The following is a 26,562-nucleotide window of genomic DNA, read 5'->3' as shown; positions in this document are numbered from 1 at the left end:
AGGTCATCGCTTCGCCGATCATGCGCGTGTCGCGTCGTCGCGACCGTTGAGGGCGCGCCGCAGCGCCGCGGTCACGTCGCGCAGGAACGCGCGGGTGCCGTCCGTCACGGGATGCGGGACGAATCCGCCGTGGATGACCCCGGGATAGACGTGGAGCTCGGTCGGCACCCCGGCCGAGATGAGCGTCGCCGCGTACCGCAGGTTCGAGTCCACGAGTGCGTCGACATCACCGACCCCGATGAACGCCGCAGCGACATCGCGCACGAAGTCCGGTGCGGCCCGGCCGGGGACGGCGGTGACCGGCGGAGCGCCGCGATCACCGACACCGGCGAGATACGCGTCCCAGGCGAGTCGCTCGGCGCTGAGGTGCCAGAGCCCCCAGTGACCGGAGCCGCCCTCGAGCGCGCTGATCGACGGATGCTCCCGGTCGTCGAGCATCGGATACACCAGGGCCTGGAGCAACGGCTGCGGGGCTCCGAGCTCGCGCAACCTGATGCAGAGCGCTGCCGCGAGGCCGGCACCGGCACTCGAGCCGAGCACGACGAGGCGATCCGGATCGATGTCGGGATTCGATCCGTCGCCGAGCGTCGACCACACCGCGAGCGCGTCGTCGAGTCCTGCTGGGTACGGGTGCTCGGGGGCGAGTCGGTAGTCGACCGACACGATCGCGCATCCGAGCTCGATCGCGAGCCGCTCGAGCCGTTCGTCGTTCTCGTTCAAGGTGCCCATGATGTAGGCGCCACCGTGAAGGTACAGCATCGCGGGCGCCGGGCTCGTGAGGTCGGCAGGACGGTACCAGCGGACCGGAATCGGGTGGCCGGACGCCCCGATGACGGTGTCGTCCGATCGGGCGACGTCGTCGGATGCGGGGGTGATCGGCCTGGGGAGTGAGCCGTACGTCGCCCGGATCGTCGCGATGCTGGACGTGTCCCAGTGCGCGAGTCGATCGAGGAATGCGCGGCTGGGTGGTTCGATGCGTCGGTCGACGTCGATCGCCGGCGGCGGGGCCGAGCTGGGATCGACCGTGTCGATCGTGCTCTGGATCGTCGCCGCGACGTCGACGGGTCGGGTGACGGTCACCGTGGGTGCCGCGCTCGAGTCGTGGTCACCGATCACGATCGACCCGGGGGCCACGACGACGAGTGCGATTTCGCGGATGCCGCGACCACGCACCCGGTCGGCCAGCTCGACGGCGAGCGGAGCGCCGCTGCCGATGCCGACCACGGCGAGGCGTCGGAGATCCCCACCGAGCGCCACCCCTCGGGCGCGAACCCACTGGAGCGCTCGGTCGACGTCATCGAGGTCGGATCGCCGTTCGTCTCCGGGCCGGTGCTCGACGGTGACGACCACGGCCTGGTCGGCGAGTCCATCCGCGCCGACGTCGTCGCGTCCGTCCTCGTCGCCGATCCACAGCACCAGCGGGCGGAGGCGGACCTCGACGCTCGGGAGCACGCGCACCGCGACTCCCGGGATGAGTTCGACCGAAGTCGGAAGGTCACGGTCGGCGTCGTGATTGCCGCGCTCGTCCACATCCGCCTCCATTTGGTGGTCTGCTCGATCTCCGCCCCCGTCCGGCGGCCGGCGCTATCTGCACGCAACTGTGCACTAAATGCGAACCTTAGTGCAACTCCCACGATTCTGTCATGCTCCGCTTCGAGGGGCGATTGACGGGATGCGTGGGAGCGAATACGCTCAATGCAACTATTGAACTGTAACGTTCTCTCAGGGAACGACGTTCGCGAGATCGCGGATGGCAGTGGCACGCGCGAAGGAGCTCGAATGCCTGAAGTCACGACGTCCATCCCCGACGGCCACGACGCCGCATCCCTCGATGGCCGCGTTGTGGTCGTCACGGGCGCCGGCCAAGGGCTCGGCGAGGCGTACGCGCTCGCTGCCGCGGCCGCCGGCGCGACGACGCTGCTGGTCGACGTGAACGAAGCCGCGGTCGAGGCCGTGGCCGACCGGATCCGTGAGGCCGGCGGAACCGCCCTCGCCCAAGCCGGCTCGGTCACCTCGTGGGACGACTCCGAGCGCGTGGTCGCCACCGCCATCGAGCGGTTCGGCCGACTCGACGGATACGTCGCGAACGCGGCGGTCATGCACATGGCGAGTCCGTGGGACGAGCGCGAGAGCGCGCTGCGCAGGATCGTCGAGATCAATGTCGTCGGCGTCATGATCGGGGTGAAGCACGCACTGTCGGCCATGGTGGAGGCGGGCAACGGCGGGTCGATCGTCACCATCGTCTCCGGCGCCCAGCACGGCATCCTCGGCATGAGCGCCTACGGCGCCACGAAGGGTGCCGTGAACGCGATGACGGTCAACTGGGCCATCGAAGGCGCGCCCCACGGGATCCGGGTCAATGCGGTGTCCCCGTGGGCGATGACGCCGATGACGGCGGAGCACATCGATCAGAGCGGTGCCGATCCGACGTCGTTCCCGACCGCGGACGAGATTGCCCCGTTGGTCGTTGCCCTGCTCTCCGACTCGACGAGCAGCGTCACCGGCAGGATCGTGCGATTCGACGGCCGATCGGTGAGCACCTACCGGACCGAGCTCGACTCGATTGCGACCCGCACGGATTCCTGGCGTCCCGACGAACTCGGCGACCAACTCAACGGGTATTGGGCCGAGTCGATCGGCCACTGAGGAACGGCAGCACTTCCTTCGAGAAGAGGCTCGCGCCGCGCTCGCCGTCGTCGTGGAAGCCGGGGCCGAACACGACGAACCGGTCGAGGCCGAGCGCCTCGAGCTCGAGGAGCCGCTCGAGGCAGTGCTCAGGCGTGCCCACGATCGCGAACCGGTTGACGAAGTCGGGGACGAGCACTTCGCCGACGAGCTTTTCGCCCTCGAAGTCGCTGTGCTTGGTCATGGCGTAGCCCCGTCGGACGGCGTCGTAGTGCGCCGCGTCGGCGGAACCCCCGGGGCCGGCTGCCCGGCCGCCCCCGATGACCTGGAAGCGCGCGAGCGGGAGGGCGAGCTTCGCCGCGGCGGACTGGACCACCGACGGGTCTCGATGGCAGACCACGACCAGCTGAGCGCCGAGCGAGGGCGTCGGTCGTCCGGCCGCTGTCGCGGCGTCGGTGACACGCGCGATCGCCCACCGGATCCGCTCGGGCTCGGCGCCGACGCTGAAGGTCACCCGATCGGCCACGCGCGCGGCGATGTCGATCACGCGCGGTCCGGTTGCGGCGACATCGACGGCGACCGGCGTCAGCGAGGACGGGAGCCAGCCGAGACTGGCCGTGGATGGGCGGTCGCCGAGCTCGAGTCGGGCGGCGGATTCGGCGGCCCCCGTGAGTCCGTCATCCCCGAACGCGATCGATCCGCCGCTGAGGAGCGTCCGGATGTTCGTCAGTGCGGTCTCGAAACGGCTCGTCGGGGACGGCGAGTAGCCCAGGTACGCGAGAGCGGAGTCGCCGCGGCCGATGCCGAGCACCGCGCGCCCGTCCGAGACGGCGTGCACCGTCGCGATCGCGGCCGCGGTCACGGCCGGATGCCTGGTCAGCGGGTTCGTGACGCCGGTGGAGAGCCGCAGGGATGACGTCTTCGCCGCCCAGACGCCCATGAGCGCGTACGGATCACCCCCGAGCGACTGGGAGTCCATGAACATCTGGCCGTCCCAGCCTTCGGCCACGATCGACGACGGGTCGAGGCCCAGCGTGTCGACGCCGCCCGCGCGCCAGACCTCGGTCATGCGCCCGGTCGGGCCTCGGGCCGTTCGGGATCCATCGGCTGAAGACCTTCTTCGATCGCCTTGATGAGGAGCGCCGTGAACGGGGTGTAGAAGCGCGCCATCCGGATGAAGCCGGTGGCGAACCACAGGCCCGGCTGTTCGGATCGGCGCCAGGTGTTGGCGTACTCGCCGTCCGCTGCCCTGCCGTACGCCTTGTCGATGCGGTCGGCGATGTGACCGAGCGCCGGCTTGATGTGGCCCCAGAACTGGTGGTACCCGGTGGCGAAGACAAGCAGCTCCACGTCGGTGAGCTCGGTACCGTCACTGAAGACGACCGTGTTGCCGTCCCTGATCTCCGTGACCTCGACACCCTGCTTGAGCTTGATCCGCCCGTCCGCGACGAGCTGCGACGCGCCGATGTCGATCTGGTAGGAGTCCTTGCCCGACTGGTGGTTGCCGAGGATGCCGGTGCCGTTGAGGCCGCGGTTCAGCTTGAACCCGGCCGACTCGAGCCCTTCGAGCAGCTCGCGGTCCTCCTCGGCGGCGAGCTCGACGAGTTCCTTGTTGATCTCGTCCGAGCGCTCGTTCGGCATCGCGTACGTGATCTGATCGGCGAACTCGGGGCTGAGCGGCATACCCTCGTAGAAGAGGGACGCCCAGTACTTGTGGTACGTGTCATAGGTGACGACGTAGGTCGAACTGCGCTGCAGCATCGTGGTGTCGGCCCCGTGCTCCCACAGGTCGTGGGCGAGCTCGTGCCCCGAGACCCCGGCGCCGATGACCAGCGCTCGCTTGCCGTCGAATCTCGCGCCGTCCTGGAAGCTGTCGGAGTGCACTGCGAGCCCGGTGAATCGGTCGAGGCCCGGGATCTGCGGAATCTTCGGCCCGGCGAAGAGGCCGCCGGCGACGATGAAGTGACGGGGCCGGAGCACACGGATGCTGCCGTCGCCGCGCTGGACCCGGATGTCCCAGCGCTGCTTGTCCTCGTCGTAGCGACCGCCGATGAACGTCGTGCTCAACCAGGTGTTGACGTCCATGAGCTTGGCGTACGACTCGAGGAAGTCGGCGACCTTGTCCTTCGGCGCGTGCGCCGGCCAGTTCGGCGGCAGTTCGAAGTACGGCAAGTGGTCGCCGTGGACGCTGGAGTGCAGAGCGAGCGAGGAATAGCGCTTGCGCCAGGTGTCGCCGACGCGCGCCTCGCGGTCGATTACGAGGGTCGACACGTCGAGGGCCCCGAGTCGTGCGGCGAGCGCGAGGCCGTTGTGGCCGGCGCCGAGGATGAGCACGGCGGGATCGGTGTCCTCGAATGCGGACTCGGCGGCGCGGTCGTCGGACCACCGTGTGCGGCCGGGGACGATGCCGTAGACCTTCCCTTCGGGGCGGTGACCGCCGACGTGCTCGGGGAAGTCCTGAAGACCCACGATCTGCGTCTGCATCATCGAGGCGATCCATCCGGCCGCCGATGCGCGCAGTTGCACGTAGCCGCGGTCGACGCGGTCGGTGGTGGTGAAGTCGAAGAAGCCGGCGATCCCGCCGTTGAACGCAATCGGTGCCTGCTCGGCGCTCAGGCCGATGTCCGAGACGTTCCACTCTCGGGCGAGTTCGATGAGGCGGTCGACCGTCTGGCCGTGACCGACCGTGTGATGAAAGTCCCACAGGAACGCCATGAAGTCCCGCCAGGTGATGTCGTCTCCGAGAAGCGCTCCGAGCGCAGCGGAGTCGGATTCGGCGATCGCGTCGGCGAACCGGCTCAGCCAGGTGCCGAAGACCTCGGCGATTTCCGTCGGCGAGAGGGTCGACGTCGGGATCGACAGGGTGTCGGTCATGGGATCCTTTGGAGTCGGAGTGGTTCGGTCGCCGTCGATCGAGAGCGACCCTCGCCCGCGATACCGGTTGCCATCTTCATCGATTCTGGGCTACCAAGTGTCCGCTGACGATCGGGTGTTCAATTATCGCACTCAGATGGGCAGTATTCGCACATTACCGTCGAGTTTCGACCTCGTCAAGCCCGCAGCGGTGTCGTCGATCACGCACGGTCCGTGAATGCCGAGCCCAGGATCGCACGGGCTTCGTCGCCGCCGTCGAGCGGCCGCGCGATGCGGCGCTGCACCCGCCAGCCGTCGTCAGTGCGCACCCAGTCCCAGCGGTTCGCGGCGATGCGCCAACACGTGTAGTGCTGCTGTTCGGGGTCGTAGCGGAAGACTTCGGAGTATCCCCACGAGGTCGCTCGGTCGCCGTCGAGTTCAATCCGGTGGGCCCCGATGACGTGGGCCGATCCACTCCGGATGTTCGCCTGGTGCGGTTCGGCTGCGACGTGGTCCTCGATGCCGGCCCGGCCGGTGAAGACCATTCCAGGCGCGGCGTCGAAGATGCTGTCATCGGTCCAGATCGACGCCGCGGCGACGGCGTCGCCGGCGTCGGCGCTCGAGCCGTAGGAAACGATTGAGTCTGCGATCGCGAGCCGGTCCTCGAGCGCGGCGATTCGCGCCTCGAGGCGCGCGATGATGTCGGTGTCGTCTGGCATGGGAGGGGCCTCTCGCATTGGCTCGAGTTCAGTCGAACCCGAGGTCGGACTTGGAGAAGGGATAGCGGTCGATGAAGTCGTCGACATCGGCCGGTGCCGGGGCGAAGATCGGCGACATCCCGCCGTCGACCACGAGGCTCGTGCCGTTGACGAACTCGGCGTCGGTCGACATCAGGAACGCGGCTGCCGCCGCGATGTCGTCTGGTCGTCCGAGCCGCGGGGATGCGGCGATGCCGAGGTGCGCGTTCCGGAAGATCGCGTCGACGTCGTCCCTCGGCTCGCCCGTCACGATCCTGCCGGGCACGATCGTGTTGCATCGGATGCCCTGTTTGCCCCATCGAGAGGCGACGTGGCGGGTCAGGGCCATGATCCCGGCCTTCGCCACCCCGTACGCCACCCTCGTGGGTTCGCCGAGGAGCCCCGCCATCGAACTCGTCAGCGCGATGGAGCCGCCCCCGGACTCGATGAGGTGCGGCACCGCGAACCGCACCGAGACGAGGTGCCCCCGAAGGTTGACCCGGACCAGATGGTCGAAGACGTCGAGGTCGATCTCGGCGAGATCCACATCCTGGCCGGGGCCGCCGTACATCGCCGCATTGTTGATGAAGCCGTCGAGTCCGCCGAGGGTCTCCGCAGCGCCGTCGATGAAGTGCTTCACCGATTCGTCATCGGCAAGATCGACCCGCTCGACGGCGAGGATGCGCCCAGGGCCGTCAGCAGCATCCGCGGCGGCGCGGGCGCGTTCGACACTGCGACCACCGATGACAAGCTCGGCGCCCTCCGACGTCAGCCGGGCGACGATCGCCCCACCGATCTGTCCGGGTGAGGTGCCGATGACGGCGATCCGCTTGCCGGTGAGCCGCGTCTGGAATGCGGAGGTACCCATGTGTTCCTTTCGACTCCATCGTCGATCGAGGCGGTGCATCGCCCACTTGACCCGCCTCTACCCGATCGATAGAGTGGCCGATAAGTGCACTTAGTGACGCAAATAGTGCACAGGTCAATCTTATTGCAGGAGGACGACGATGTCCACGTTGGATCTGTCGGCGGTGGTGGATGAGCTCAGCGCCCGAGTGGCGCAGCTCGAAGACCGACTCGAAGTGGCCAAGCTCATGGCGTCATACGGTCCTGCCGCTGACAGCGGCTCGCCGGATGACACGGGTGCTCTCTGGCTCGAGGACGGCGTGTACGACGCGAAGGTCGTCGCGTTCGACAGCGCTGCCGGCATCGCCGACATGATCGCATCCGACCCCCATCAGCGCTTCATCCACGACGGGGCGGCGCACATCGTGAGCGCCCCGATGATCGAGGTCGACGGTGACATCGCGGTCGGCACGTGCTACCAGCAGGTGCTGCTCCGCGACGCCGATGCCGACGGATTCAGGCAGTGGCGGGTGAGTGCGAACCGTTGGGAGATGGTGCGCACTGACGACGGATGGAAAATAGCCAGGAGGTGGAACCGCGTGCTCGATGGAAGCGACGAGGCCAGGGGGCTGCTCGCCGCGGCGCGAAGCGGCGCCAGACACGGTGTCTGGGCGCCGGCACTCGACGGAGGAGACCGTTGAACGCCGGGGCCGACGCCGGTCTCCTCACCCCGGACGTCGCGGTCGTCGGAGCGGGCATGGGCGGCATCTACGCCGTGCACAAGCTCCGATCCGAGGGCTTCTCGGTCGTCGGTATCGAGTCGGCACCCGAGGTCGGCGGCGTCTGGTACCACAATGCCTATCCGGGCTCGCGGGTCGACCTCGAGAGCGATACCTTCTGCTTCTTCTTCGATGAAGACCTCTACCGCGACTGGACCTGGTCCGAGCGGTACGCCACCCAGCCCGAAGTGCTCGCGTATCTCAAGCACGTCGCCGACCGATTCGACGTGCGCCGCAGCATCCGCTTCAGCACCCGGGTGATCGGCACCACCTGGCTGCCGGATGAGGATCGTTGGCTCGTCGAGACGGACACCGGTCCGTCGGTGAAGGCCCGCTTCCTCGTCATGGCGACGGGGCAGCTCGCCCGACCCCGCGATCTCACGTTCGCGGGTCTCGAGGAGTTCGAAGGCCACTGGTACCGCACGTCCCACTGGCCGGAGGACGCGGTCGATCTCGCCGGCAAGCGCGTCGCCGTAATCGGCACCGGTTCATCGGGCGTGCAGGCGATCACCGACATCGCGGGATACGCGGGGCAGCTCACCGTCTTCCAGCGCACTCCGCACTACTCCATTCCCGCGCAGAACCGCCCGCCGGACGCGTCGCGCATCCGGCGACTCAAGGGTCGGTTCCCGGCGCTCTACGGCGACCTGCTGGCGACGGACGCGGCGACCTTCATGCCACCGCCCGCAGGTCCGGCCGCGTCGTACACCGAAGAGACCCAGTACCAGCTCATGCAGCAGCGCTGGGATTTCGGCAGCCAGTCGATGCTCGGGGTCTTCAACGACCAGATGACCGACTGGGCGTCGAACGAGCTCGTGTCCGAGTTCGTCAGGCAGAAGGTCCGCGACATCGTCAAGGATCCGGCGCTCGAGGCGAGCCTCGTGCCCGACTACCCGATGGGGACGAAGCGGCTCATCCTCGACACCGGCTACTACGAGGTGTTCGCCCAGCCGAATGTCGATCTCGTCGACGTGCGTTCGAACCCGATCGAGCGGATCACCCGGACGGGGATGCAGACCCAGGACCGTCACATCGAGTTCGACGTGATCGTCTTCGCGATCGGGTTCGAAGCGTTCACGGGCACGCTGATCGAGGCGAACATCCGCAATGACGAGGGGATCGCGCCGACGGACCTCTGGGACCGCGGGCCGCGCACCTACTTGGGGCTGCAGACGAGAGGATTCCCGAACCTCTTCATGCTCATGGCGCCGGGGAGCACCTCGGTACTGGCCAACCTCTACGTGGGCAACACCTATCAGGTGGACTGGATCGGCAACCTCATCTCGCACATGAAGGCGAACGACCTGACGCAGGTGCAACCGACCGACGAGGCCCAGGATCGGTGGGCCGCGCTCCAGGCGGAGGGCGCAGAGAAGCTCATCAGGCGTCAGGTGAACAACTACATGGTGAAGGTGAACGACGACGGCAGTCGCGTCTACGTGCCGTGGGGCGGCGGGCTTCCCTCGTACGTCCGCCACGCCGACGCCGAGGCCGCCGCCGGGTATCCGAGCCTCGAGTTCACCTGATTGGAGACGCTTGACTTTCGAGACGGGCGCCCCTACTGTTTCGCCAAGTATTGATCATTGCTGATCGATAAATGCACGACTGTCTATCACGAGGAAGTGGGAACGATGGGTGACATCACGGTGCAGGCCAACGAATGGCTCGCCGAACTGGAAAGCGCGATCAGAACTCGCGACAACGCTCGATTCGAGCAGCTCTTCACCGAGACCGCCATGTGGCGCGACCTCATGGCGTTCACCCTGACGATCCGCCAATTCCACAGCCGGGACGCCATGGGCGAGATCATCTGGGCCTTGGCGGACGAGCTCGAGCCGTCGAACTTCGCGGTCGACACGGAGTTCCCGGTCGACCCGATCTCCCCGGTGCCGTTCGCGCCCGAGGGAACCTACGAGATCAACTTCACGTTCGAAACCGTCGCCGGCTACGCCGATGCCCTCGTCAACGTGGTCGTCGATGAGTCGTCGCCGGTCGGGATCAAGGGCGTCCTGCTCTTCACCCGTCTCAAGAAGCTTCGCGATCTCGAGCCGACGTGGCCGAAGTTCGGTCGCTACAGCCAGGAGCAGCTCGAGAACGAGCGCAAGCAGCAGGCCGCCAAGGCCGAGTACGAGGACCACGATCCCGAGGTGCTCATCGTCGGCGGTGGACACAACGGTGTCATGACGGCCGCAGCCCTCGGTCGACTCGGCATCGACGCGCTCGTCGTCGACCGCTACGAGCGCAACGGCGACAGCTGGCGCAAGCGTTACGAGTCGCTCGTGCTCCACATGCCGCACGGCATGATGCACTTCCCGTACCTGCCGTTCCCGGAGAGCTTCCCCGACTACATCTCGAAGGACCGTCTTGCCGACTGGTACGACGTCTACGTCACCGCCCTCGACCTCAACGTCTGGCTGTCGACCGAGTTCATCAGCGGCGAGTTCGATGAGGAGAAGCAGGAGTGGACCGCCGTCGTCCGTCGCGGCGATGGCTCCGAGCGGGTGCTGCATCCGAAGTACATCATCCTGTCGACCGGCGCGGCCGGCACTCCGCGCATCCCCGACCTGCCGGGCCTGAAGGACTTCACGGGCGAGATCGTCCACAGCTCGAAGTTCCGCTCAGGTGTCGACTATCAGGGCAAGAAGGTGCTCGTCGTCGGTGTCGGTACGAGCGCGCACGACATCGCATTCGACATCGTGAACAAGGGCGGCTCGGCGACCATGCTGCAGCGCGGTCCGACTTTTGTGGTCGACCTGCCGTCGGCGAACCTCAACTACGGGGCGTTCAACACCCGCGATGTGCCGACGGACGTGCTCGACAAGCGGTGGATGTCGTCACAGATCAAGCCCATGATGTTGAACAACTTCAAAGCGGTGACCGCGATGGGCAACGAGCTCGACAAGCAGCTGCACGAGGACCTGCGCAAGGCAGGACTCGTCCTCGAGGAATCGGAGTACGGCTGGTTCGCGAAGTACTTCGAGGTGGGCGGTGGCTACTACATCAATGTCGGCGCATCACAGGCGATCATCCGCGGTGACATCACCGTCAAGCAGGCTGCCGACCTCGACCATTTCGTCGGGAGCGGGCTTGTCATGAAGGACGGCGAGGAACTCGAGTTCGATGCCATCGTCATGGCCACTGGGTGGACGAACCAGAAGACGCTGCTCGAGCGACTGTTCGGCGCCGAGGTCGCCGAACGAATCGGTGACGTCGGCAGCTACAACGAAGACGGCGACCCGGAGCGGCACCAGTACAAGCCGATCGCCGGCCAGCCTCGCCTTGCGATCTGCGGCAGCGGTATCTGCGCTGGTCGCTGGTACGCGCCGCTCGTCGCGCTGCGCATCCAGGCCGAACTGCAGGGTCGGATCCCTGAGGACTGGCAGACGCCGGGCCACATCAGCCAGATCCCGTCCGGGCAGCTCGCCACCACCTCGTAATCCCTCGCCACACGAGAGCAAGGACGCCTCATGCGCATCGGCAACATCTCGATCACCTCCGTCATCGACGGGGAGATCTCCATCCCGACCGAGAACTACTACAACGAGGGGAAGACGAACGACGACTGGAACGAGTTCTCGTTCTCGCTCTGCCACATCACGCACAATCCGGTGCAGACCGTCGGCAGCTTCCTCATCGAGGGGGTCGGCGACCGGCTGATCCTGGTGGATGCGGGGGTCGGGAACAATCCGACGTTCCCGTTCTCCGGCGGGGCGCTGCGCTCCGGTCTGCTGGCGCTCGGAGTGCATCCGAACGACATCACGGATGTGCTGTTCACCCACCTGCACTTCGATCACATCGGGTGGGCGTCGTTGAACGGGAAGCCCTTCTTCGAGAATGCGACCTACCGGGTCGACGAGCGCGACTGGAACTACTTCATGGCCCCCGGCTATGAGGTTCCGGAGTGGGAGCATTTCCTGGCGAAGCCGGAGTTCGACGCACCGCAGCCCCGCCTCGGTCCGATCGCGAACCGCCTCGAGACGTGGAACGGCGATTCGCAGCTGTTCCCCGGCATCGAGACCGTCGACGCGGCCGGCCACACGCCGGGCACCTCCATGATCCGCATCGCCGACGGTGGGGAATCCGGGCTCATCCTCGGCGACCTCATCCACGGGTACCCTGAGCTGCTCGAAGAGGAGGACTGGACGCTCCCGTCGCACAAGGACGGCGAGGCGGCAGCCCACCAGATCGATGTGGTGCGGCGCGGTCTCGTCGACACTGGCGAGCCCTTCGTGGGATCGCACGTGCCCGGCATGCGGTGGGCGCGATTCGGCAAGGAAAACGGCAAGCGGACGTTCGAGAATCTGCCCGTCTGATCAGGACGACGATGAAGGCCCCCAGATCCGTCCGGGGGCCTTCATCGTCCTCAGAGCGCGCGCCGACGGTGCTGCACGAGGTCGACGACGCTGAGCAGCATCGTGATGGCCAGCACACTGATCGTCACGAGCACCGCGGCGCCGTAGGCGGTGGCGAACCCTGCCGATCCCGTAGCCGTGTCACGCGTGTTCGCGATGGTGGCGAAGAAGAGTGATGCAGCGATCGCCGTGCCGATCGCCGTCCCGATCCGCTGGCCGACCTGCGAGAGCGAGCCGGCGACTCCGGCATCCGTCACCGGCACGTCGACGAGCGTGATGGTCTGATTCGCCGACGTGACGAAGCCGCCCCCGAAGCCGGCGATCGCGAGGGCCCCCGCGATCAGCAGCGGCGTGGATTCGCCGGATGAGGTGCTGGCGATGGCCAGGAGCAGGGCGAAGGCCGCGATCGCGCCGATGAGTCCGGCGGTGACGAAGGCCCGACCCCACCGCAGCACGTGCCGGCCGGCGATCGTCGACGCGAGGGCGCTCATGAGCGCGAAGGGCACGGAGACGAGTCCGGCGAGGATCGCCGAGAGACCGAGGCCCTTCTGCAGGAAGATCGTGGTCACGAGGAAGGTGGCCGGCATCGCGCCGTAGTACCCGGTCGCGAGGATCAGGCCATTGCGGAACGACCGGTGACGGAACAGGGCGAAGTCGACGACCGGGGAGCGCCCGCGGCGGCGGTACGCCTGTTCCCACCAGACGAACGCGATGGCCGCGGTCGCGGCGGCGACGAGCCAGAGCCACCGCAGCGGTGAGTCGGACTGCCCGCCCGTGGTGAGCGCGAACGGGAGCATGAGCGAGAACGTCGCGATCGCGAGCAGCAGCGTTCCGATCGGATCGAGCGTGCGGGTCTCCGGCTCGGTTCGAGCCGGGCGCTTGGGGAGGAATCGGATCGCGAGCAGCAGCACGATGATCCCGATCGGCACGTTCATCCAGAACAACCAGCGCCAGCCGTCGACGTCGCCGCCGAGGAAGATCATCAGGCCGCCGAGCGTCGGGCCGATCGCCGCCGCGATGCCGACCGACGCGCCGAAGGTTCCGAATGCACGACCTCGAGCGGCCCCCTGGAAGATCTGCTGGATGAGCCCGATGGTCTGCGGCATCTGGATGCCGGCGGCGACGCCCTGGATGAGTCGAGCTGCGACGAGGAACTCGATGGTCGGTGCGGTCGCGCACAGCGCACTGGCGAGCGTGAACGCGATGACGCCGATGAGCAGCATGGTGCGGCGCGAGTACAGGTCTCCGAGTCGGCCGGCCGGCACCAGGGCGAGCCCATAGGTCAGCGCGTAGCCGGCGGTGATGAGCTGGAGGGCGGTCGGGCTCGCGCCCATCGATTGCTCGATCGCCGGGATACCGACGTTGACCTTTGAAATGTCGATGATCGTCAGCGCGGCGACCGTGAGACAGATCGCGAACGCCTGCCACCGCACACGTTCGGGGTAGGCGGATGCCGGGGGTTGGCTCATGCAGTCGGTTCGGCCGCCGCGCGCAGGTCGTCGCCGATCTCGTGTGCGAGCTCGACCACCGTCGGATACGCGGCCGCGATGACGTCGAAGAACGCGAGGAACCCGTGGATCTGCTGGTAGTGCCGTCGGCGCGATGGCACCCCGGCGGTGAGCAGACGCTCGTGGTACGCGATCGCGTCGTCCCGCAGCATGTCGAACTCGGCGCTCACGATGAGAGCGGGAGGGAGCCCGGCGAGGTCGGTGGCGGCGAGCGGGGAGAACGACGGATCCTCGTCGAGACCCGGCTGCGAGGCGCGATAGCGATCCCAGTACCACCGCATGTGCTCAGTGGAGATGAAGTAGTCGGTGCCGTTGACCGATGGGGCATAGGCGGCACCAGACATCGACGCATCGAGCGCCGGGTAGAGCAGCACCTGCAGTCGGATGGCGTCGTCGCCACGTTCCCGCCACCGCAGCGTGAGCGCGGCCGCCAGGTTTCCGCCTGATGAAGCGCCGATGAGCGCGAGCTTCGACCCGTCGGCGCCGAATCGAGGGGGGGCGACGTCGATCGCCCATTTCAGTGCCCGGTCGCAGTCGTCGAGCGGCCCCGGGTACGGCGCCTCCGGTGCGAGTCGATAGCCGATGTTGACCACGAGCATGTCGCCGTCGGCGGCGAGGATGCGGCAGGTCGTGTCGTGGAGTTCGATGCTGCCCGACACCCAGCCGCCACCGTGGATGTAGACGGCGAGCGGCTTCCCGGTCGCACCGCTCGCCGGCGTGTAGGTGCGCACCCGGAGGCCGTCGCCGAGGTCGTGGTCTTCAGCGTCGACCGCACGCGCGTGCGGCGTGAGCAGCGCGGCCCCCGGCGTCGCGGTGAGCCGGGAGCGCTCGTCGTGCAGGTAGGCGGCGATGGCTTCGTCGGTCTGCACCTCGTCGGCCCGGAGGGCGAGGGCGGCTCCGAATCCCGCGAGGAATGCGGCCGCGTCGGCGTCGAGCGGTCCGCGTGGGTCGCCCGCCGAGATCGCGGTCACGATTTCGCGACGAGCGCGTCGAACCGGGGGATGACCTCGGTCGCCAGCAGCTCCATCGATCGACGCCACAGTTCCGGGGTGTCGGCCATGTCGTACTCCTCGACGAGCACCGTGCCGAAGCCGCCGACCTGCGTGTAGGTCTCGAACAAGCGCCGGGCGACGGTGTCAGGCGACCCGACCGACCAGAGGTGGTCGACGAGATACTCGGCCGTCAGCGCTTCGTCGTCGGAGATCGACGGGTCGTGCTTGAGGAAGCGGGGCCACCCTGCGGCGCGGTTGAGCGGGGCACTCGCTTCATCCCACTGGCGCCGCTGGTTGCCACTGAGCACGAGCTCCTTGGCTTCGGCGTCGGTCGGTGCGACGAATACGTCGCGGACGATGCGCCAGATCGATCGGTCGGCTTCGCGCCCGGCCTCCTTCGCGCCCTCTTCGTAGGCGTCCCAGTGGCTCTTCAGATACATCGGATTGAACAGCAGGCTGAGCGGGATGTACCCGCGGGTCCCGGCGAAGCGCAGCGAGCTGCTTCGCTCGGTCAACCCGGCGATCCCGAGCTGCGGATGCGGCTGCTGCAGTGGCTTCATGAAGGGCTTGAATCCGAGCATCTCGGGGGCGAGCTCGACGTTCCAGTACTTGCCGTCGACCTTCCACGGGCCGTCCTCGGTCCAGATCTTGAGGATGATCTCGAGCGACTCCTCCATCATCTCTCGATGCTGGCCGGTACTCGAGTCGATGCCGAAGAGGGGGAAGTCGGTCGGTACCGAGCCGGCGCCGAAGCCGACCATGAGTCGCCCGCCGGACATGTGGTCCAGCTGCATCAAACGGTGGGCCAGCTCAGCCGGGTTGTAGAACGGCAGGAGGTGCGCCCCCGGGCAGAGCTTGATGTTCTTCGTGCGGGCGATGGCCGCGGCGATGAGCAGATCCGGCGCGGGGACGGGCTCCCAGGGTGCGGTGAAGTGCGATCCGAGCCACACCTCTTCGTAGCCGAGTTCGTCGGCCCACTCGATGATGTCGAGGTCGTACGCGTAGGAGTCCGCGAGGGGACGCTCCGGCGGGTGCGACGGCATGATGAACATTCCAAGCTTCAATGCTTGCTCCTCGAGAAACGTGACGGTGAGGCGAGGCTATGGAGAGACGGACCAGTTGTCAACCTAATAGTGATCAACTGTGAGCGTTAATTGCACGACCGGGGACGAGCGGATGCTCGGGTGCGGTCCGATGATCGCACCCGAGCATCCCGTTCTCGTCCTAGTTGGCGATCCAGAGACCGTCGGCGATCGTGGAGTCGCACGGCACGAGCACGAGGTCACCGTCCGCGACCGTCGGGAACCGGTAGTCATCGCTGTACGCGAATCCGCCCGGGTACTCGACGAGGTAGTCGGACGGGATCGGCTCATCGAGCAGTGCAGCCGTGAGCGCGCTCGCCGACGTGTCGCCACCGGTTCGCTCGATCGCGAGCGCCATGAGCTTCACGATGTCGAATCCGATCGAGCCCGCGGCTGCGCTCTGTGGGTTGCCGACGTAGGCGTCGAGCAGGGGCTCCATCCACTCGGCCGGCGCGTCGGTCTTCACGGTCGACGCGTAGACCGGCATCGAGCAGTTGTCGAGGCTGCCGGCATCGGCGTACGACGACGGCACCGATCCCGAGCTGGAGATGCCGACGTACACCGGGATGTCCATTGCGCCGACCGTCGATCTGGCCGTGAAGGCGCGGGAGATCTGCTCGAAGCTGTTGAAGTCGAAGAACACGGCGTCGGGCTCGGCCTCGAGGATCCGCAGGTATTCGACGTCGAAGCTCAACTGCGCGGGGTCTGGTCGCTCAGCCTGGATGATCTCGATGTCGTTCTCGGCGGCGACGGTCTGGAGGTCGTTCCAGAACGCGTCACCGTCGGCGTCGGCACCGATGATCACGCCGAGGGTCTCGACCCCCTCGGCGTCCATGAGCTCGGCGAGCACGCGCTGCGGCTCGCGCGACGGCAGGGAGAGATCGAACATGTACGGGAACGACTCGGGGTCTTCCAGCAGGGGTGAGAGCGCCGGGGTGATCGAGAAGATCTCGCGTTCCATGAGGATCGGCAGGACGGCGAGTGTCTCGTTCGCGACGACGCTCGGCACGATCACGTCCGGCACATAGCCGGAGTCGAGCAACTCGGTGAGCGCGCTGACGGCGAAGGTGCCATCGCCCTTCGTGTCGACGAGTTCGACCTCGATCTGGCGGCCGAGCACGCCACCCTCGGCGTTGACCGCTTCGACTCCGGCATTGAAGCCGGCGAAGAAGCTGTCGGCGTAGGCGCCGTATGGGCCGGTGAGGCCGTACATCACCGCGAGTTGGATGGGTCCGTCCGATGGCTCGCCCGATGCATCGCCGGATGGGTCGCCGTCGGCGGCGCAGCCAGCGAGGGTCAGCAGGGCGACGCCGGCGGCCGCTCCCCGGAGTTTCCATTGCTTGTGCATGAGTGCAGTCTCCTTTGACTAGGCACATAGCGCACTTGGCTGCGCGTAATGTGCACGGTCGCAACAATGACACCGACGCAGTCCGGACGCAAGGACCAGTTGCTGCCACCCCTGCTCGGGAATGAAAGGAGCCGCCATGCTCGGAATCCGAGCTGTACTCGACCGAGGCGATTTCGACCGGAGGTGGTCGCAACGGTCGTGTCAGGACGACCGATGGCCGCCTTGACCTCGAACTCGCCGTGGCCAGGGCGATGGGCGGCACCGGTGAGGGGGCCAACCCCGAGCAGCTGTTCGCCGCCGGCTACGCCGCGTGCTTCCACTCGGCACTGCGTGCCGTCGCGGTGGGGGAGGTTCGCGCCGAAACGGCCGACTCGAGCGTCTCGGCGCGGGTGAGTATCGGTCCCAACGGCAATGGAGGATACGGGCTCGCGGTCGTGCTCGAGGTGTCGCTTCCCGGCCTCTCACGGCAGGACGCCCTGGCGCTCGCCGAGGCGGCGCATCTGGTGTGCCCGTACTCCAACGCGACCAGGGGGAACATCCGGGTCACGCTCGCGGTGACCGACCCGGCGACGCTACATCACCGGGATTGACGGCACGCAACTCAACCACTATCGTGCTCATATTGGATACGCGGGAGCATTAAATGCACACGCGACGATCGCTCAACGGTGAACGGTCGGAGGAGGCACTCACATGATGACGGCCGTGTTCGCTGGCCTGTCGACCGGCGCGATCTATGCGCTGGTCGCGATCGGATACAACATCACGCTCACGTCTGCCGGCGTGGTGAACTTCGCGTTCGCGAACATCCTCGTCTTCGGCGGGTTCGTCGCGCTGACCGGGATCGGCCTCGGCCTGCCGCTGCCGATCATCCTGTTGCTCTCCGCGATCACCTGCGCGCTGCTCTCGATCATCGTCGAGCGCGGCGCGATCCGCTTCCTCCCCTCCGGTTCACAGGCGGAACTCATCACGACCCTCGGAGCCGGCACGGCGATCACGGCGCTGACCGCCATCATCTGGGGGGCCGACCCGCAGCGGCTCGACCTCTTCCCGCAGGCGCCGATGGATCTGCTCGGCGGGCGCGTCCAGCCGATCAGCCTGGTGCTGATCGCGCTGCCGGTCGCATTCGGCCTCGTGCTGCACCTGCTCATGGCGAAGACGCGATTCGGCCTCACCAGCCGAGCGCAGGCCTTCGACCGCGAGGCGACCATGTTGCGCGGAGTCGACGTGCGATGGCTCTCGATCATCGCGTTCGGTGTCTCCGGGCTCTTCGCCGGACTCGTCGGGCCGTTCGTGCTCATGTCGACCACCGCGAGTCCCTGGATTGCGCTGACGATCGCGCTGAAGGGTTTCGTCGCCATGGCGCTCGGTGGGCTCGGGAGCCAGCTCGGGGCCGTCATCGCCGGCTTCATCATCGGACTCGTCGAGGCGTTCGTCGCCCTCTGGGTCGGGCCGTTCTTCGGCGACTACGCGGTCTTCATCCTCTTCGTCCTCGTGCTCGTCTTCCGAGGCCAGGGACTGTTCGGCAAGCGCAGCCTGAGGAGCGTCTGAGTGAGCACCAGCACCGCGGTCGTCGGCCGCCGCCCCTTCCGACCCCTGCTCCCCATCCTGTGGATCGCGCTCACGGTGATCGTCGCCGTGTTGCCGTACCTGGGCCTGCCCCCCTTCTGGACGCGGCAGATCCTGCTCGTCGGCATCTCGGCCCTCCTCGTGAGCGGCCTCAATCTCAGCATCGGCTGGGCGGGCGAATTCAACATGGGCCTCCCGGCGATGTACGCCGCCGGCGCCTACGTCACCGCCTACTTCGCCACCCGGGTGTTCAACGACCTCGTCATCTGCTTCATCCTGGCGGCCCTCGCCGCGGTCGCCGTCGGGCTCCTCGCCGGCGCCCCTGGACTCCGACTCGGCGGATGGATGCTCGCGGTCTGCACGTTCATGCTCGTGCTCCTGATCCCCGTGACGCTGCAGGTCATTCCGTTCAACGTGCTCGGAGCGCAGTCCGGATTCACCGGGATCCCGCGTCCTCAACTCTTCGGGATCACCCTCGACACCCTCGGCTTCTACGTCGTCGTCATCATCGTGGTGTCGCTGTGGTTCGCCGCCTACCGAAATGCGGTCCGCTCGCCCTTCGGCAACTCGCTGCTCATCCTCCAGCACGGTGATCACCTCGCGCCGTCGCTCGGCCTGTCGCGCTACCGCCTCAAGATCACGACGTACACCTTCGCCTCGCTCCCGATGGGTCTCGCGGGAACGCTGTACGCGTTCAACGATCGCTTCGTCGCACCCGAAGCCATGGGGCTCGGGCTCATTCTGACGACACTCGTCGCCTCGATCGTTGCCGGCCGGCGGGCCATCTATGCGGTGTTCGTCGGCGTGATCTTCGTGCAGATCGTGAACTCCCTCTCGACGAAGTTCGGGGAGTTCGGCGACGTCGCGTTCGGAATCTTCCTCGTCATCGGCGGTATCGCGTTCGGCGGCGGCGTCGCCGGAGCCGCCCACTGGTTCATCGCGCGAGCGAAGCGGAGCCGGACTGCGGCCGCGGCCGAGTCCGCGCTGGCCGCGGTCGCCGACGCCGAGGCGCACGCCGCCGAATCGATCCCGGTGATGAAGCTGCCGGCCCTTCCCGGCCAAGCCCTCCGGCTGGATGCGGTCTCGAAGCAGTTCGGTGGGGTCGCCGCCGTGCGCGACGTGACGCTCACCGCGCAGGCAGGGCAGATCACCGCGCTCATCGGACCGAACGGCTCGGGCAAGACGACCACGCTCAACATGATCAGCGGCTTCATGCGACCCACGAGCGGACGGATCATGATCGGTGACACCGATGTGACCGCGCAGGGCGCCGTCGAGGTGGCACGGCAAGGCGTCGCGCGCACGTTCCAGACGCCGGCGATCCCGATCGAGCTCTCGGTGCTCGACGTCGTCGCCTCGAGCCGGCTGCAGCGCCACCGCGTCTCGCTGTTCGCCACCATCCTTCGTCTGCCGAAGTACGGGCGCGTGACCAGGGAGAACCGCGAGTCCGCCGCGAAATGGCTCCACTTCCTCGGGCTCAGCGCGGTCGCCGAATTCCCAGCGGGCGCGATGCCGCTCGGCACTCGGCGCATGATCGAGCTCGCGCGGGCCCTCAACTCGGAACCCTCGATCGTGCTCCTCGATGAGGTCGCGTCGGGTCTCGACCGCGACGAGGTGGCCGAACTCGCCCTCGTGCTGCGTCGAGTCCGCGACGCCGGCGCCACGATCGTGCTCGTCGAGCACAACTTCAGCCTCGTGCAGTCGCTCGCCGACCACGTGGTCGTGCTCGCCGAAGGGACGGTGTTGACCGATGGCACCCCGGCCGAGATCGCAGATCATCCCGAAGTCCTGCGCCGATTCCTCGGCACCGGCGCCGGCGTCACCGGCACGACCATCGCGGGCGCCGCTCCGATCGAGACCACGGAAGGCAGCGCGACATGAGCAGCATCCTCGAAGTCGAACACCTCGCAACGGGGTACGGCGATCTGCGCGTGGTCTGGGATGTCAGCTTCCAGGTCGGCGAAGGCGAAGTGACGGCACTGCTCGGCCGCAACGGAGCCGGCAAGACGACGATCCTCCGGGCGATCATGGGGCTCAACCCCGTCCACGCCGGGCACATCCGCCTCGACGGTGATGATCTCGGCCGCCTCCCTCCGTACAAGCGCGTCGGCCGAGGAATCGGAATCGTGCAGGAGAACAAGCGCCTGATCGGCGACATGAGCGTCGAGGAGAACCTGCGGCTCGGGGCCTACTCCAAGTCGTTCTCGTCTGCCGGACTCGCGGAACGGATCCACTGGGCCTACGACATGTTCCCGATCCTCGAGGAGAAGCGCCGTCAGAACGCCGCCATGCTCTCCGGCGGCCAGCAGCAGATGCTCGCGATCGCGCAGGCGCTGATGCCGGAGCCGAGGGTGCTGCTCGTCGATGAGCCATCAGCCGGCCTGGCGCCGTCCATCGTCGGCGAGGTACTCGGCAGCCTTACCCGGTTGCGAGATGGCGGCATGTCGATCGTACTCGTCGAGCAATCGATCGACTTCGCTCTGGCGATCGCGTCGAATCTCGTCGTGATCGATCTCGGCACCCTGGTGCTCTCGAGCGCGGCCGGAGCCGACGGTGTGCGGGAGGCTGTCCGCGACGCGTACCTGGGCCGAGCCGACGCCGCCGCCGAATGAGGCGAGCGGCGCCGGCCGCGACTACGACCCGTCGGGTGTGACCCAGTCGGTGAGTGCCGTGTACGTCGTCGCGAGCAGTTCGGGCGCGAGCGCCTCCGAGAGGTGCATGCCGGCCGACACGGCCTCCCACATGTTCGCCATCGCCACCTGCGGGTCGCCCTCGATCTCGTAGATCGCGATGTAGCGGTGCGACTTCAGCGCCGCCTCCGCATCGTCGTTGAGCTCGAACCGTCGTGCTCGTACGAAGCCGGGGATCGCGACGATGTCGCTGAGGTGCTGGTTGGAGTACCAGTCGTTGTACTCGTCCTCACGGCCCTCGACTGGGTTGGTGTGGACGACGTAAATCGACGAGGTCATGGCATGAAGCTTCCGCCGTTGACGTGCAGCGTCGTGCCCGTTGTGTGGTCGGAGTACGGGCCGCAGAAGTAGAGCACCGCTGCGGCGATCTCGTCGGCATCCCCGAGTCGAACCGGTGAGGCGATCACGCCGGACGAGTGCGCCTCGGCGACCTGCTGCTCGAGCGTCGGGAACGCACGCTCGACCATCGGGGTGAGGGTCGTGCCCGGGGCCACGTTGTTGACCGTGACCCCCCATTGCGCGACCTCGTTGGCCAGCACGCGCGAGTAGGCGAGCATGCCTCCCTTCGCGGCGGCGTACGGGCCGACTCCGGCACGGCCGCGGTAGGCGGCCCGCGAGGTGACGTTCACGATGCGTCCCCAGTCGCGCGTGCTCATGTCGCGCACGACGGCTTTCGAGCAGAGGAACGTGCTCCGCAGATGCACGGCGACGACCCGGTCCCAGTTCTCCACGGACAGGTCGAGGATCTGGTCGGTCGTGACGATTCCCGCGTTGTTGACGAGGATGTCGATCTTGCCGAGTTCGGCGATCCCCTTCGCCACGAGCGACTCGACTTGTTCTTCGTCGGCAGCGTCGGTCGGAACCGACACAGCGCGGCGCCCGAGCGCCTCGACTTCCGCTGCGACCGCAGCGCCGGTCTCGGGGTTGAGGTCGCAGATGACGATGTCCGCGCCCTCACGCGCGAGCATCAGGGCGGTGGCCCGACCGAGCCCGGCCCCACCCCCCGTGACCATCGCGACTCGACCTTCCACTGCGTTGCCGTTCGACATCGTCGACTCCTCCTTGAGCTGATTCGGGGTGCGGCGCCCGGCGACGGGTGCCGTCGCAAGCTCCGTCGCTTGCTCCCGGTCATGATTTCAGCGTGCATATGATGAACGCTCATGATCAATACTTGACGCGAGCGTAACCCTCGCTCTGTGCTCCGTCAACCCATCCCGAGCCGAGCTTCCCCGGCCGCGCGCGCCCGTTCCGTGAGCGAGGCATCGCCGCGCTCCCAGTGGACCGTGAGATCGATGTCGGTGAGCTTCCAGCCATCTCGCGTCCGGGCGAGCCGGTTGTCGTAGCTCGCGCCGAAGGTGTACTCGGTGTCGGGGTCGCCGGGGAGGAAGTGGGTCGCCTGCAGCATGGCTCGCTCCCTCGCGACGTCGCCGTCGATGTCGATCCGGATGTTCGTGACCTGATGGTGGGTCCCCGCGAACCCCAGGAACAGGGTGCGATTGCGTTCGACGAACTCGTCGGCACCGATCACGCGGGCCCCGGCCCCGAATCCGACGAAGGCCACGTCCGCGCTCCCCGGACGGAGTCCGAACCGCACCTCGTCGGCCAGCACGGTTCTGAGGAGGCCGTAGTCGCGATGGTCGATCGCGGCCGCGTAGTCGAGCACGGTGCGCTCGACGGCCGCGACGTCGATGAGTCGTGACACCTGTGGGTCGGTCATGGCGATCTCCTTCGATTCAGCCGATCGACGAAATGACGAGGTGGTCTCGCTCGCCCCACTTGACAGTCCAAAGGGGCCTGACTACTGTCAGAGCAGTTAGTGAACACACGATATCAATTATTGAACGAGGATGATGGTGTCCGAAGCGAGCATGCCCCTGGGCACCGCCGACCGTGCTGAGGTCGCGATCGTCGGCGCGGGCCCAACGGGCCTCATGCTCGCGAACCTCCTCGGCCTGCACGGTGTCCGCGTCGACGTCTTCGAAGCCGGACCGTCGCTCATCGACTTCCCGCGCGGGGTCGGCATGGATGACGAGACCCTCCGGACGTTCCAGAACGCCGGCCTCGCCGATGCCGTGCTGCAGCACACCATTCCGAACCAGCTGCTCGTGTTCGTGGATGCGAAGGGCCGCGATCTCGCGAGGCTCGCGCCGTCGGCGGCCGAGTTCGGCTGGCCGAGGCGAAGTGGGTTCGTGCAGCCGCTCGCCGACCGGGTGCTGATGGAGGGACTGAGCCGATTCGAGCACGTGCGCGTGCACTGGTCGTCGGCGGTGACCGGATTCACCCAGGACGCCGGCGGTGTCACCATCACCCTCGACACGCCCGACGGCGAGCGCACCGCGGCGGCCGACTACATCGTCGGCGCCGATGGCGGCAGCAGCCAGACCCGCAAGTCCCTCCGCTTGAGCTTCGAGGGTCGTTCATCCGCGGCGAACTGGCTCGTCATCGACATCCGCAACGACCCGCTCGGGCAGCCGGGAGCGTGGGTCTACGCCGACCCGAAGCGCCCGTACGTCTCCATCAGCATCCCGCACGGGATCCGACGCTTCGAGTTCATGGTGCTGCCGGGCGAGACCGAGGAGCAGGTGGTCTCCGACGAGTTCGTCCGCTCGGTGCTCGCGCCGATGATCCCGCCGACCGCCGAGATCGACATCATCCGTCGACGCGTCTACACCCACCACTCGCGCATGGCCGGCAGCTTCCGCGTCGGCAGGGCGTTCCTCATCGGCGACGCCGCCCACCTCATGCCGGTCTGGCAGGGCCAGGGGTACAACAGCGGTATCCGCGATGCGTTCAATCTGTCCTGGAAACTCGCGCTCGCGGCAGGCGGTCTGGGCAGCGAGGCCGTCCTGGACAGCTACGAGCTCGAGCGACGCGACCACGCGCAGGCGATGATCGACCTCTCGACCCGGGTCGGCGCCGTGGTCTCGGTGCGCAATCGTCTGGTCGCCGGTCTCCGCAATGTGTTCTTCAAGGGGATCTCGATCCTGCCGAGGGCGAAGCGCTACATCGTGACCATGAAGTTCAAGCCGATGCCGACCATCGAGGCCGGTGCGATCACCCGGGTCGGCTCGACCATCGGTGCGGAGGGGGTCGGTCGCCTCTTCTTCCAGCCGACGGTTCGCACCATCAGCGGGGCGACGGTGCGGCTCGACGACGCGATCGGCCCGTGGTTCGCCCTCATCGGCTGGAACAACGACCCGAGGCTCATCCTCGACGACGACGCCATCGCGCTGGCCGAGCAGCTCGGCATCCGCCTGGTCTGGGCGCGACCGGCCGTGCAGCTCGCCGACGCCGAGGCCTCCGACGACATCATCCACATCGGCGACCCGAGCGGTGCGCTCAAGCGGTACTTCGACGATCGGTCGGAGTCGTTCGTCCTGGTACGGCCAGACCGCATCGTCGCCGGCGCGAGCCCGGCGTTCGCGGCGTCCGACATGGTCAGGGCCTTCGGCGACGCCATCGAGGTCGCGCGCATCGCCACCACCGACCGTGAAACCACCGCCCGTCCCACCGCGAAGCGGAGTGCAGAATGAGCATCTGGTCAGACCTCGGGGGGCTCGACTACTCGATCCGACACGTGGACATCGGCGGATGGTCGACGCGCGTCCTCGAGGCCGGTTCGGGCGAGCCGCTCATCATCATGCACGGCACCGGAGGTCACCTCGAGGCGTTCACCAAGAACCTCCCGGCGCTCGCGGCGCACTACCGTGTCGTGCTCTACGACTACCCGGGCCACGGCTGGACGACGACCTCGACGCTCGATCTCGAGATCGACGCCTACATCGATCACCTGCTCGCGCTCATGGACGCCCTCGGCATCGACCGTGCGCACCTCAGTGGCGAGTCGCTCGGCGGCTGGGTCGCGATCAAATTCGCGGCGGCGCACCCCGACCGTGTCGGCCGCCTGCTCCTCAACACGCCAGGCGGCACGATGGCGACGCCCGAGGTGATGGAGCGCATCCGCTCGCTGAGCCAGGCCGCCGCCGACGACCCGAGCAAGGAGCGCATCCGCACCCGTCTCGAGTGGCTCATGGCCGATCCTGCGTCGGTGACCGACGAGCTCGTCGCGATCCGCCGCGGCGTCTACTCGAGGCCCGGCTTCGCCGAGTCGATGCGGCACATCCTGTGCTTGCAGGATCCAGACGTCCGCCGTCGCAACCTGGTGACCGACGAGGAACTCGCGGCCGTGGCCGCGCCGACGCTGGTCATCTGGACGAGCAACGACCCCTCAGGGCCGGCCGGCGCCGGCATGTCGATGGCCGAGCGGATCCCGGCCGGCGAATTCCGGCTCATCGAGAACGCCGGGCACTGGCCCCAGTGGGAGCAGCAGGTCGAATTCGACCGCGTCGCGCTCGAGTTTCTGGGGGGTGGCGCGTGAGCGCCACCCGCGCGAGCGAGGAGAACCTCGACCTCGCCGCATCGCTGCTCGACGCGGCCGCGTCGACGCGCCTCCCGTGCTCCCCGATCAACGGCCTCTTCGCCGAGCGCGACATCGACGCCGCCTATGGCGTGCAACAGCGGCTCACGGCCCGTCGTATCGCACGCGGAGGTCGGGTGATCGGGCGCAAGATCGGCCTCACCTCTGAGGCGATCCAGCGCCAGGTCGGTGTCGACCGTCCCGACTTCGGCGTGCTCTTCGACGACATGCGGTTCACCGATGGGGAGCCCATTCCCGCCGCAGTCCTGCTGCAGCCCCGCGCCGAAGCCGAGATCGCGTTCGTGCTCGGGGCCGACATCCTCGACGCCGGCGATGCCACCGCGGTGCGCGCCGCGGTCGCCACGGCCCATGCAGCGATCGAGGTCGTCGACTCGCGCATCGAGAACTGGAAGATCGGTATCGTCGACACGATCGCCGACAACGCGTCGTCCGGGGTGTTCGTCATCGCCGACCGCGGGATGACCCTCGACGAGTTCGACCCGGTCGACGCCGTGATGTCGATGACTCGGAACGGCGAGATTGTCTCAGACGGCCGCGGTGCGGCCTGCCTCGGTGATCCGCTCAACGCGCTGGCCTGGCTGGCGGCGACCGCGATCGAGCTCGGAGACCCGCTGCGAGCCGGCGACGTCGTCCTCTCCGGCGCGCTCGGGCCGATGATCGCGGCGAAGCCGGGAGACGCGTTCGTGGCGAGCATCGAGCCGCTCGGGTCGGTCACGGCCCGGTTCGGCAAGTGAAGGAGTACG

24 protein-coding genes are annotated in these 26,562 nt (G+C 67.5%); 12 read left to right on the top strand and 12 right to left on the bottom strand.

What is annotated here, in order from left to right:
• Positions 1-18 precede the first annotated feature (18 nt).
• The gene (locus AC4FS2_RS13495) at positions 19-1,542 is read right to left on the bottom strand and encodes an alpha/beta hydrolase fold domain-containing protein (RefSeq protein ID WP_491156170.1); all 1,524 of its coding nucleotides are present in this window, start codon (positions 1,540-1,542) and stop codon (positions 19-21) included.
• A gap of 237 nt (positions 1,543-1,779) precedes the next feature.
• Here AC4FS2_RS13495 and AC4FS2_RS13490 point away from each other — a divergent pair, with 237 nt between their 5' ends.
• Positions 1,780-2,646: an SDR family NAD(P)-dependent oxidoreductase gene (locus AC4FS2_RS13490; protein ID WP_491156172.1), complete on the top strand. Its 867-nt coding sequence runs from the start codon at positions 1,780-1,782 to the stop codon at positions 2,644-2,646.
• On the opposite strand, the gene AC4FS2_RS13485 is transcribed toward AC4FS2_RS13490, so the two are convergent.
• From AC4FS2_RS13485 to AC4FS2_RS13470, 4 genes are all read right to left on the bottom strand, one after another.
• Positions 2,612-3,694, bottom strand: coding sequence for an LLM class flavin-dependent oxidoreductase (locus tag AC4FS2_RS13485; protein ID WP_491156174.1), 1,083 nt, complete (start codon positions 3,692-3,694; stop codon positions 2,612-2,614). The genes AC4FS2_RS13490 and AC4FS2_RS13485 overlap by 35 nt on opposite strands.
• Entirely contained in the window at positions 3,691-5,499 is a 1,809-nt protein-coding gene (locus AC4FS2_RS13480; protein ID WP_491156176.1) for an NAD(P)-binding domain-containing protein, read from the bottom strand. Before AC4FS2_RS13480 ends, AC4FS2_RS13485 begins: the two co-directional genes overlap by 4 nt.
• A 200-nt stretch (positions 5,500-5,699) precedes the next feature.
• Positions 5,700-6,197: a nuclear transport factor 2 family protein gene (locus AC4FS2_RS13475; protein WP_491156177.1), complete on the bottom strand. Its 498-nt coding sequence runs from the start codon at positions 6,195-6,197 to the stop codon at positions 5,700-5,702.
• 28 nt (positions 6,198-6,225) lie between these two features.
• Positions 6,226-7,083, bottom strand: coding sequence for an SDR family NAD(P)-dependent oxidoreductase (locus AC4FS2_RS13470; protein ID WP_491177594.1), 858 nt, complete (start codon positions 7,081-7,083; stop codon positions 6,226-6,228).
• 139 nt (positions 7,084-7,222) lie between these two features.
• On the opposite strand from AC4FS2_RS13470, the gene AC4FS2_RS13465 reads away from it, so the two are divergent.
• From AC4FS2_RS13465 to AC4FS2_RS13450, 4 genes are all read left to right on the top strand, one after another.
• Positions 7,223-7,762, top strand: a complete 540-nt coding sequence (locus tag AC4FS2_RS13465) for a nuclear transport factor 2 family protein (RefSeq protein ID WP_491156181.1) — start codon at positions 7,223-7,225, stop codon at positions 7,760-7,762.
• Entirely contained in the window at positions 7,759-9,366 is a 1,608-nt protein-coding gene (locus AC4FS2_RS13460; protein WP_491156183.1) for a flavin-containing monooxygenase, read from the top strand. Before AC4FS2_RS13465 ends, AC4FS2_RS13460 begins: the two co-directional genes overlap by 4 nt.
• A 105-nt stretch (positions 9,367-9,471) precedes the next feature.
• A complete protein-coding gene (locus AC4FS2_RS13455; RefSeq protein ID WP_491156184.1) occupies positions 9,472-11,277 on the top strand; it encodes a flavin-containing monooxygenase in 1,806 nt (601 codons plus the stop codon).
• 30 nt (positions 11,278-11,307) lie between these two features.
• Positions 11,308-12,153, top strand: coding sequence for an MBL fold metallo-hydrolase (locus tag AC4FS2_RS13450; RefSeq protein WP_491156185.1), 846 nt, complete (start codon positions 11,308-11,310; stop codon positions 12,151-12,153).
• Between the two features lie 50 nt (positions 12,154-12,203).
• Here AC4FS2_RS13450 and AC4FS2_RS13445 read toward each other — a convergent pair whose 3' ends face one another.
• From AC4FS2_RS13445 to AC4FS2_RS13430, 4 genes are all read right to left on the bottom strand, one after another.
• On the bottom strand, positions 12,204-13,661 hold the full coding sequence (locus AC4FS2_RS13445) for an MFS transporter (protein WP_491156187.1): 1,458 nt from the start codon (positions 13,659-13,661) through the stop codon (positions 12,204-12,206).
• On the bottom strand, positions 13,658-14,671 hold the full coding sequence (locus tag AC4FS2_RS13440) for an alpha/beta hydrolase (protein ID WP_491156189.1): 1,014 nt from the start codon (positions 14,669-14,671) through the stop codon (positions 13,658-13,660). The genes AC4FS2_RS13445 and AC4FS2_RS13440 overlap by 4 nt, the downstream gene beginning before the upstream one ends.
• Positions 14,668-15,744: an LLM class flavin-dependent oxidoreductase gene (locus tag AC4FS2_RS13435; protein ID WP_491177591.1), complete on the bottom strand. Its 1,077-nt coding sequence runs from the start codon at positions 15,742-15,744 to the stop codon at positions 14,668-14,670. The genes AC4FS2_RS13440 and AC4FS2_RS13435 overlap by 4 nt, the downstream gene beginning before the upstream one ends.
• A gap of 172 nt (positions 15,745-15,916) precedes the next feature.
• Positions 15,917-17,122: an ABC transporter substrate-binding protein gene (locus AC4FS2_RS13430; RefSeq protein WP_491156193.1), complete on the bottom strand. Its 1,206-nt coding sequence runs from the start codon at positions 17,120-17,122 to the stop codon at positions 15,917-15,919.
• 152 nt (positions 17,123-17,274) lie between these two features.
• Between AC4FS2_RS13430 and AC4FS2_RS13425 the strand changes: the two genes are divergently transcribed.
• The 4 genes from AC4FS2_RS13425 (at position 17,275) to AC4FS2_RS13410 (ending at position 21,303) form a co-directional block, all read left to right on the top strand.
• Positions 17,275-17,712: an organic hydroperoxide resistance protein gene (locus AC4FS2_RS13425; protein WP_491156774.1), complete on the top strand. Its 438-nt coding sequence runs from the start codon at positions 17,275-17,277 to the stop codon at positions 17,710-17,712.
• Positions 17,713-17,815: 103 nt separating this feature from the next.
• Positions 17,816-18,673, top strand: coding sequence for a branched-chain amino acid ABC transporter permease (locus tag AC4FS2_RS13420; RefSeq protein WP_491156194.1), 858 nt, complete (start codon positions 17,816-17,818; stop codon positions 18,671-18,673).
• Positions 18,674-20,572 (top strand): branched-chain amino acid ABC transporter ATP-binding protein/permease, encoded by a 1,899-nt coding sequence (locus AC4FS2_RS13415; RefSeq protein WP_491156195.1) that lies wholly within the window; start codon positions 18,674-18,676, stop codon positions 20,570-20,572.
• Positions 20,569-21,303: an ABC transporter ATP-binding protein gene (locus AC4FS2_RS13410; RefSeq protein WP_491156197.1), complete on the top strand. Its 735-nt coding sequence runs from the start codon at positions 20,569-20,571 to the stop codon at positions 21,301-21,303. Before AC4FS2_RS13415 ends, AC4FS2_RS13410 begins: the two co-directional genes overlap by 4 nt.
• Before the next feature lie 21 nt (positions 21,304-21,324).
• On the opposite strand, the gene AC4FS2_RS13405 is transcribed toward AC4FS2_RS13410, so the two are convergent.
• From AC4FS2_RS13405 to AC4FS2_RS13395, 3 genes are all read right to left on the bottom strand, one after another.
• The gene (locus tag AC4FS2_RS13405) at positions 21,325-21,660 is read right to left on the bottom strand and encodes a hypothetical protein (RefSeq protein ID WP_491156199.1); all 336 of its coding nucleotides are present in this window, start codon (positions 21,658-21,660) and stop codon (positions 21,325-21,327) included.
• Complete coding sequence (locus AC4FS2_RS13400; protein ID WP_491156201.1) at positions 21,657-22,430, bottom strand: SDR family NAD(P)-dependent oxidoreductase; 774 nt, start codon at positions 22,428-22,430, stop codon at positions 21,657-21,659. Before AC4FS2_RS13400 ends, AC4FS2_RS13405 begins: the two co-directional genes overlap by 4 nt.
• Positions 22,431-22,585: 155 nt before the next feature.
• Complete coding sequence (locus tag AC4FS2_RS13395) at positions 22,586-23,098, bottom strand: nuclear transport factor 2 family protein (protein ID WP_491156203.1); 513 nt, start codon at positions 23,096-23,098, stop codon at positions 22,586-22,588.
• Positions 23,099-23,228: 130 nt separating this feature from the next.
• Here AC4FS2_RS13395 and AC4FS2_RS13390 point away from each other — a divergent pair, with 130 nt between their 5' ends.
• The 3 genes from AC4FS2_RS13390 to AC4FS2_RS13380 are packed head-to-tail and all read left to right on the top strand — an operon-like array spanning position 23,229 to position 26,553.
• Complete coding sequence (locus AC4FS2_RS13390) at positions 23,229-24,914, top strand: bifunctional 3-(3-hydroxy-phenyl)propionate/3-hydroxycinnamic acid hydroxylase (RefSeq protein WP_491177589.1); 1,686 nt, start codon at positions 23,229-23,231, stop codon at positions 24,912-24,914.
• Positions 24,911-25,759, top strand: a complete 849-nt coding sequence (locus tag AC4FS2_RS13385) for an alpha/beta fold hydrolase (RefSeq protein ID WP_491156205.1) — start codon at positions 24,911-24,913, stop codon at positions 25,757-25,759. Before AC4FS2_RS13390 ends, AC4FS2_RS13385 begins: the two co-directional genes overlap by 4 nt.
• A complete protein-coding gene (locus tag AC4FS2_RS13380; RefSeq protein WP_491156206.1) occupies positions 25,756-26,553 on the top strand; it encodes a 2-keto-4-pentenoate hydratase in 798 nt (265 codons plus the stop codon). Before AC4FS2_RS13385 ends, AC4FS2_RS13380 begins: the two co-directional genes overlap by 4 nt.
• The last annotated feature ends 9 nt before the right edge of the window (positions 26,554-26,562 follow it).

Source organism: Microbacterium sp. Z10_103 (assembly GCF_058310455.1).
Note: the sequence above shows the minus strand (reverse complement) of the source record. Positions and strands in the feature narration are given on the sequence as shown.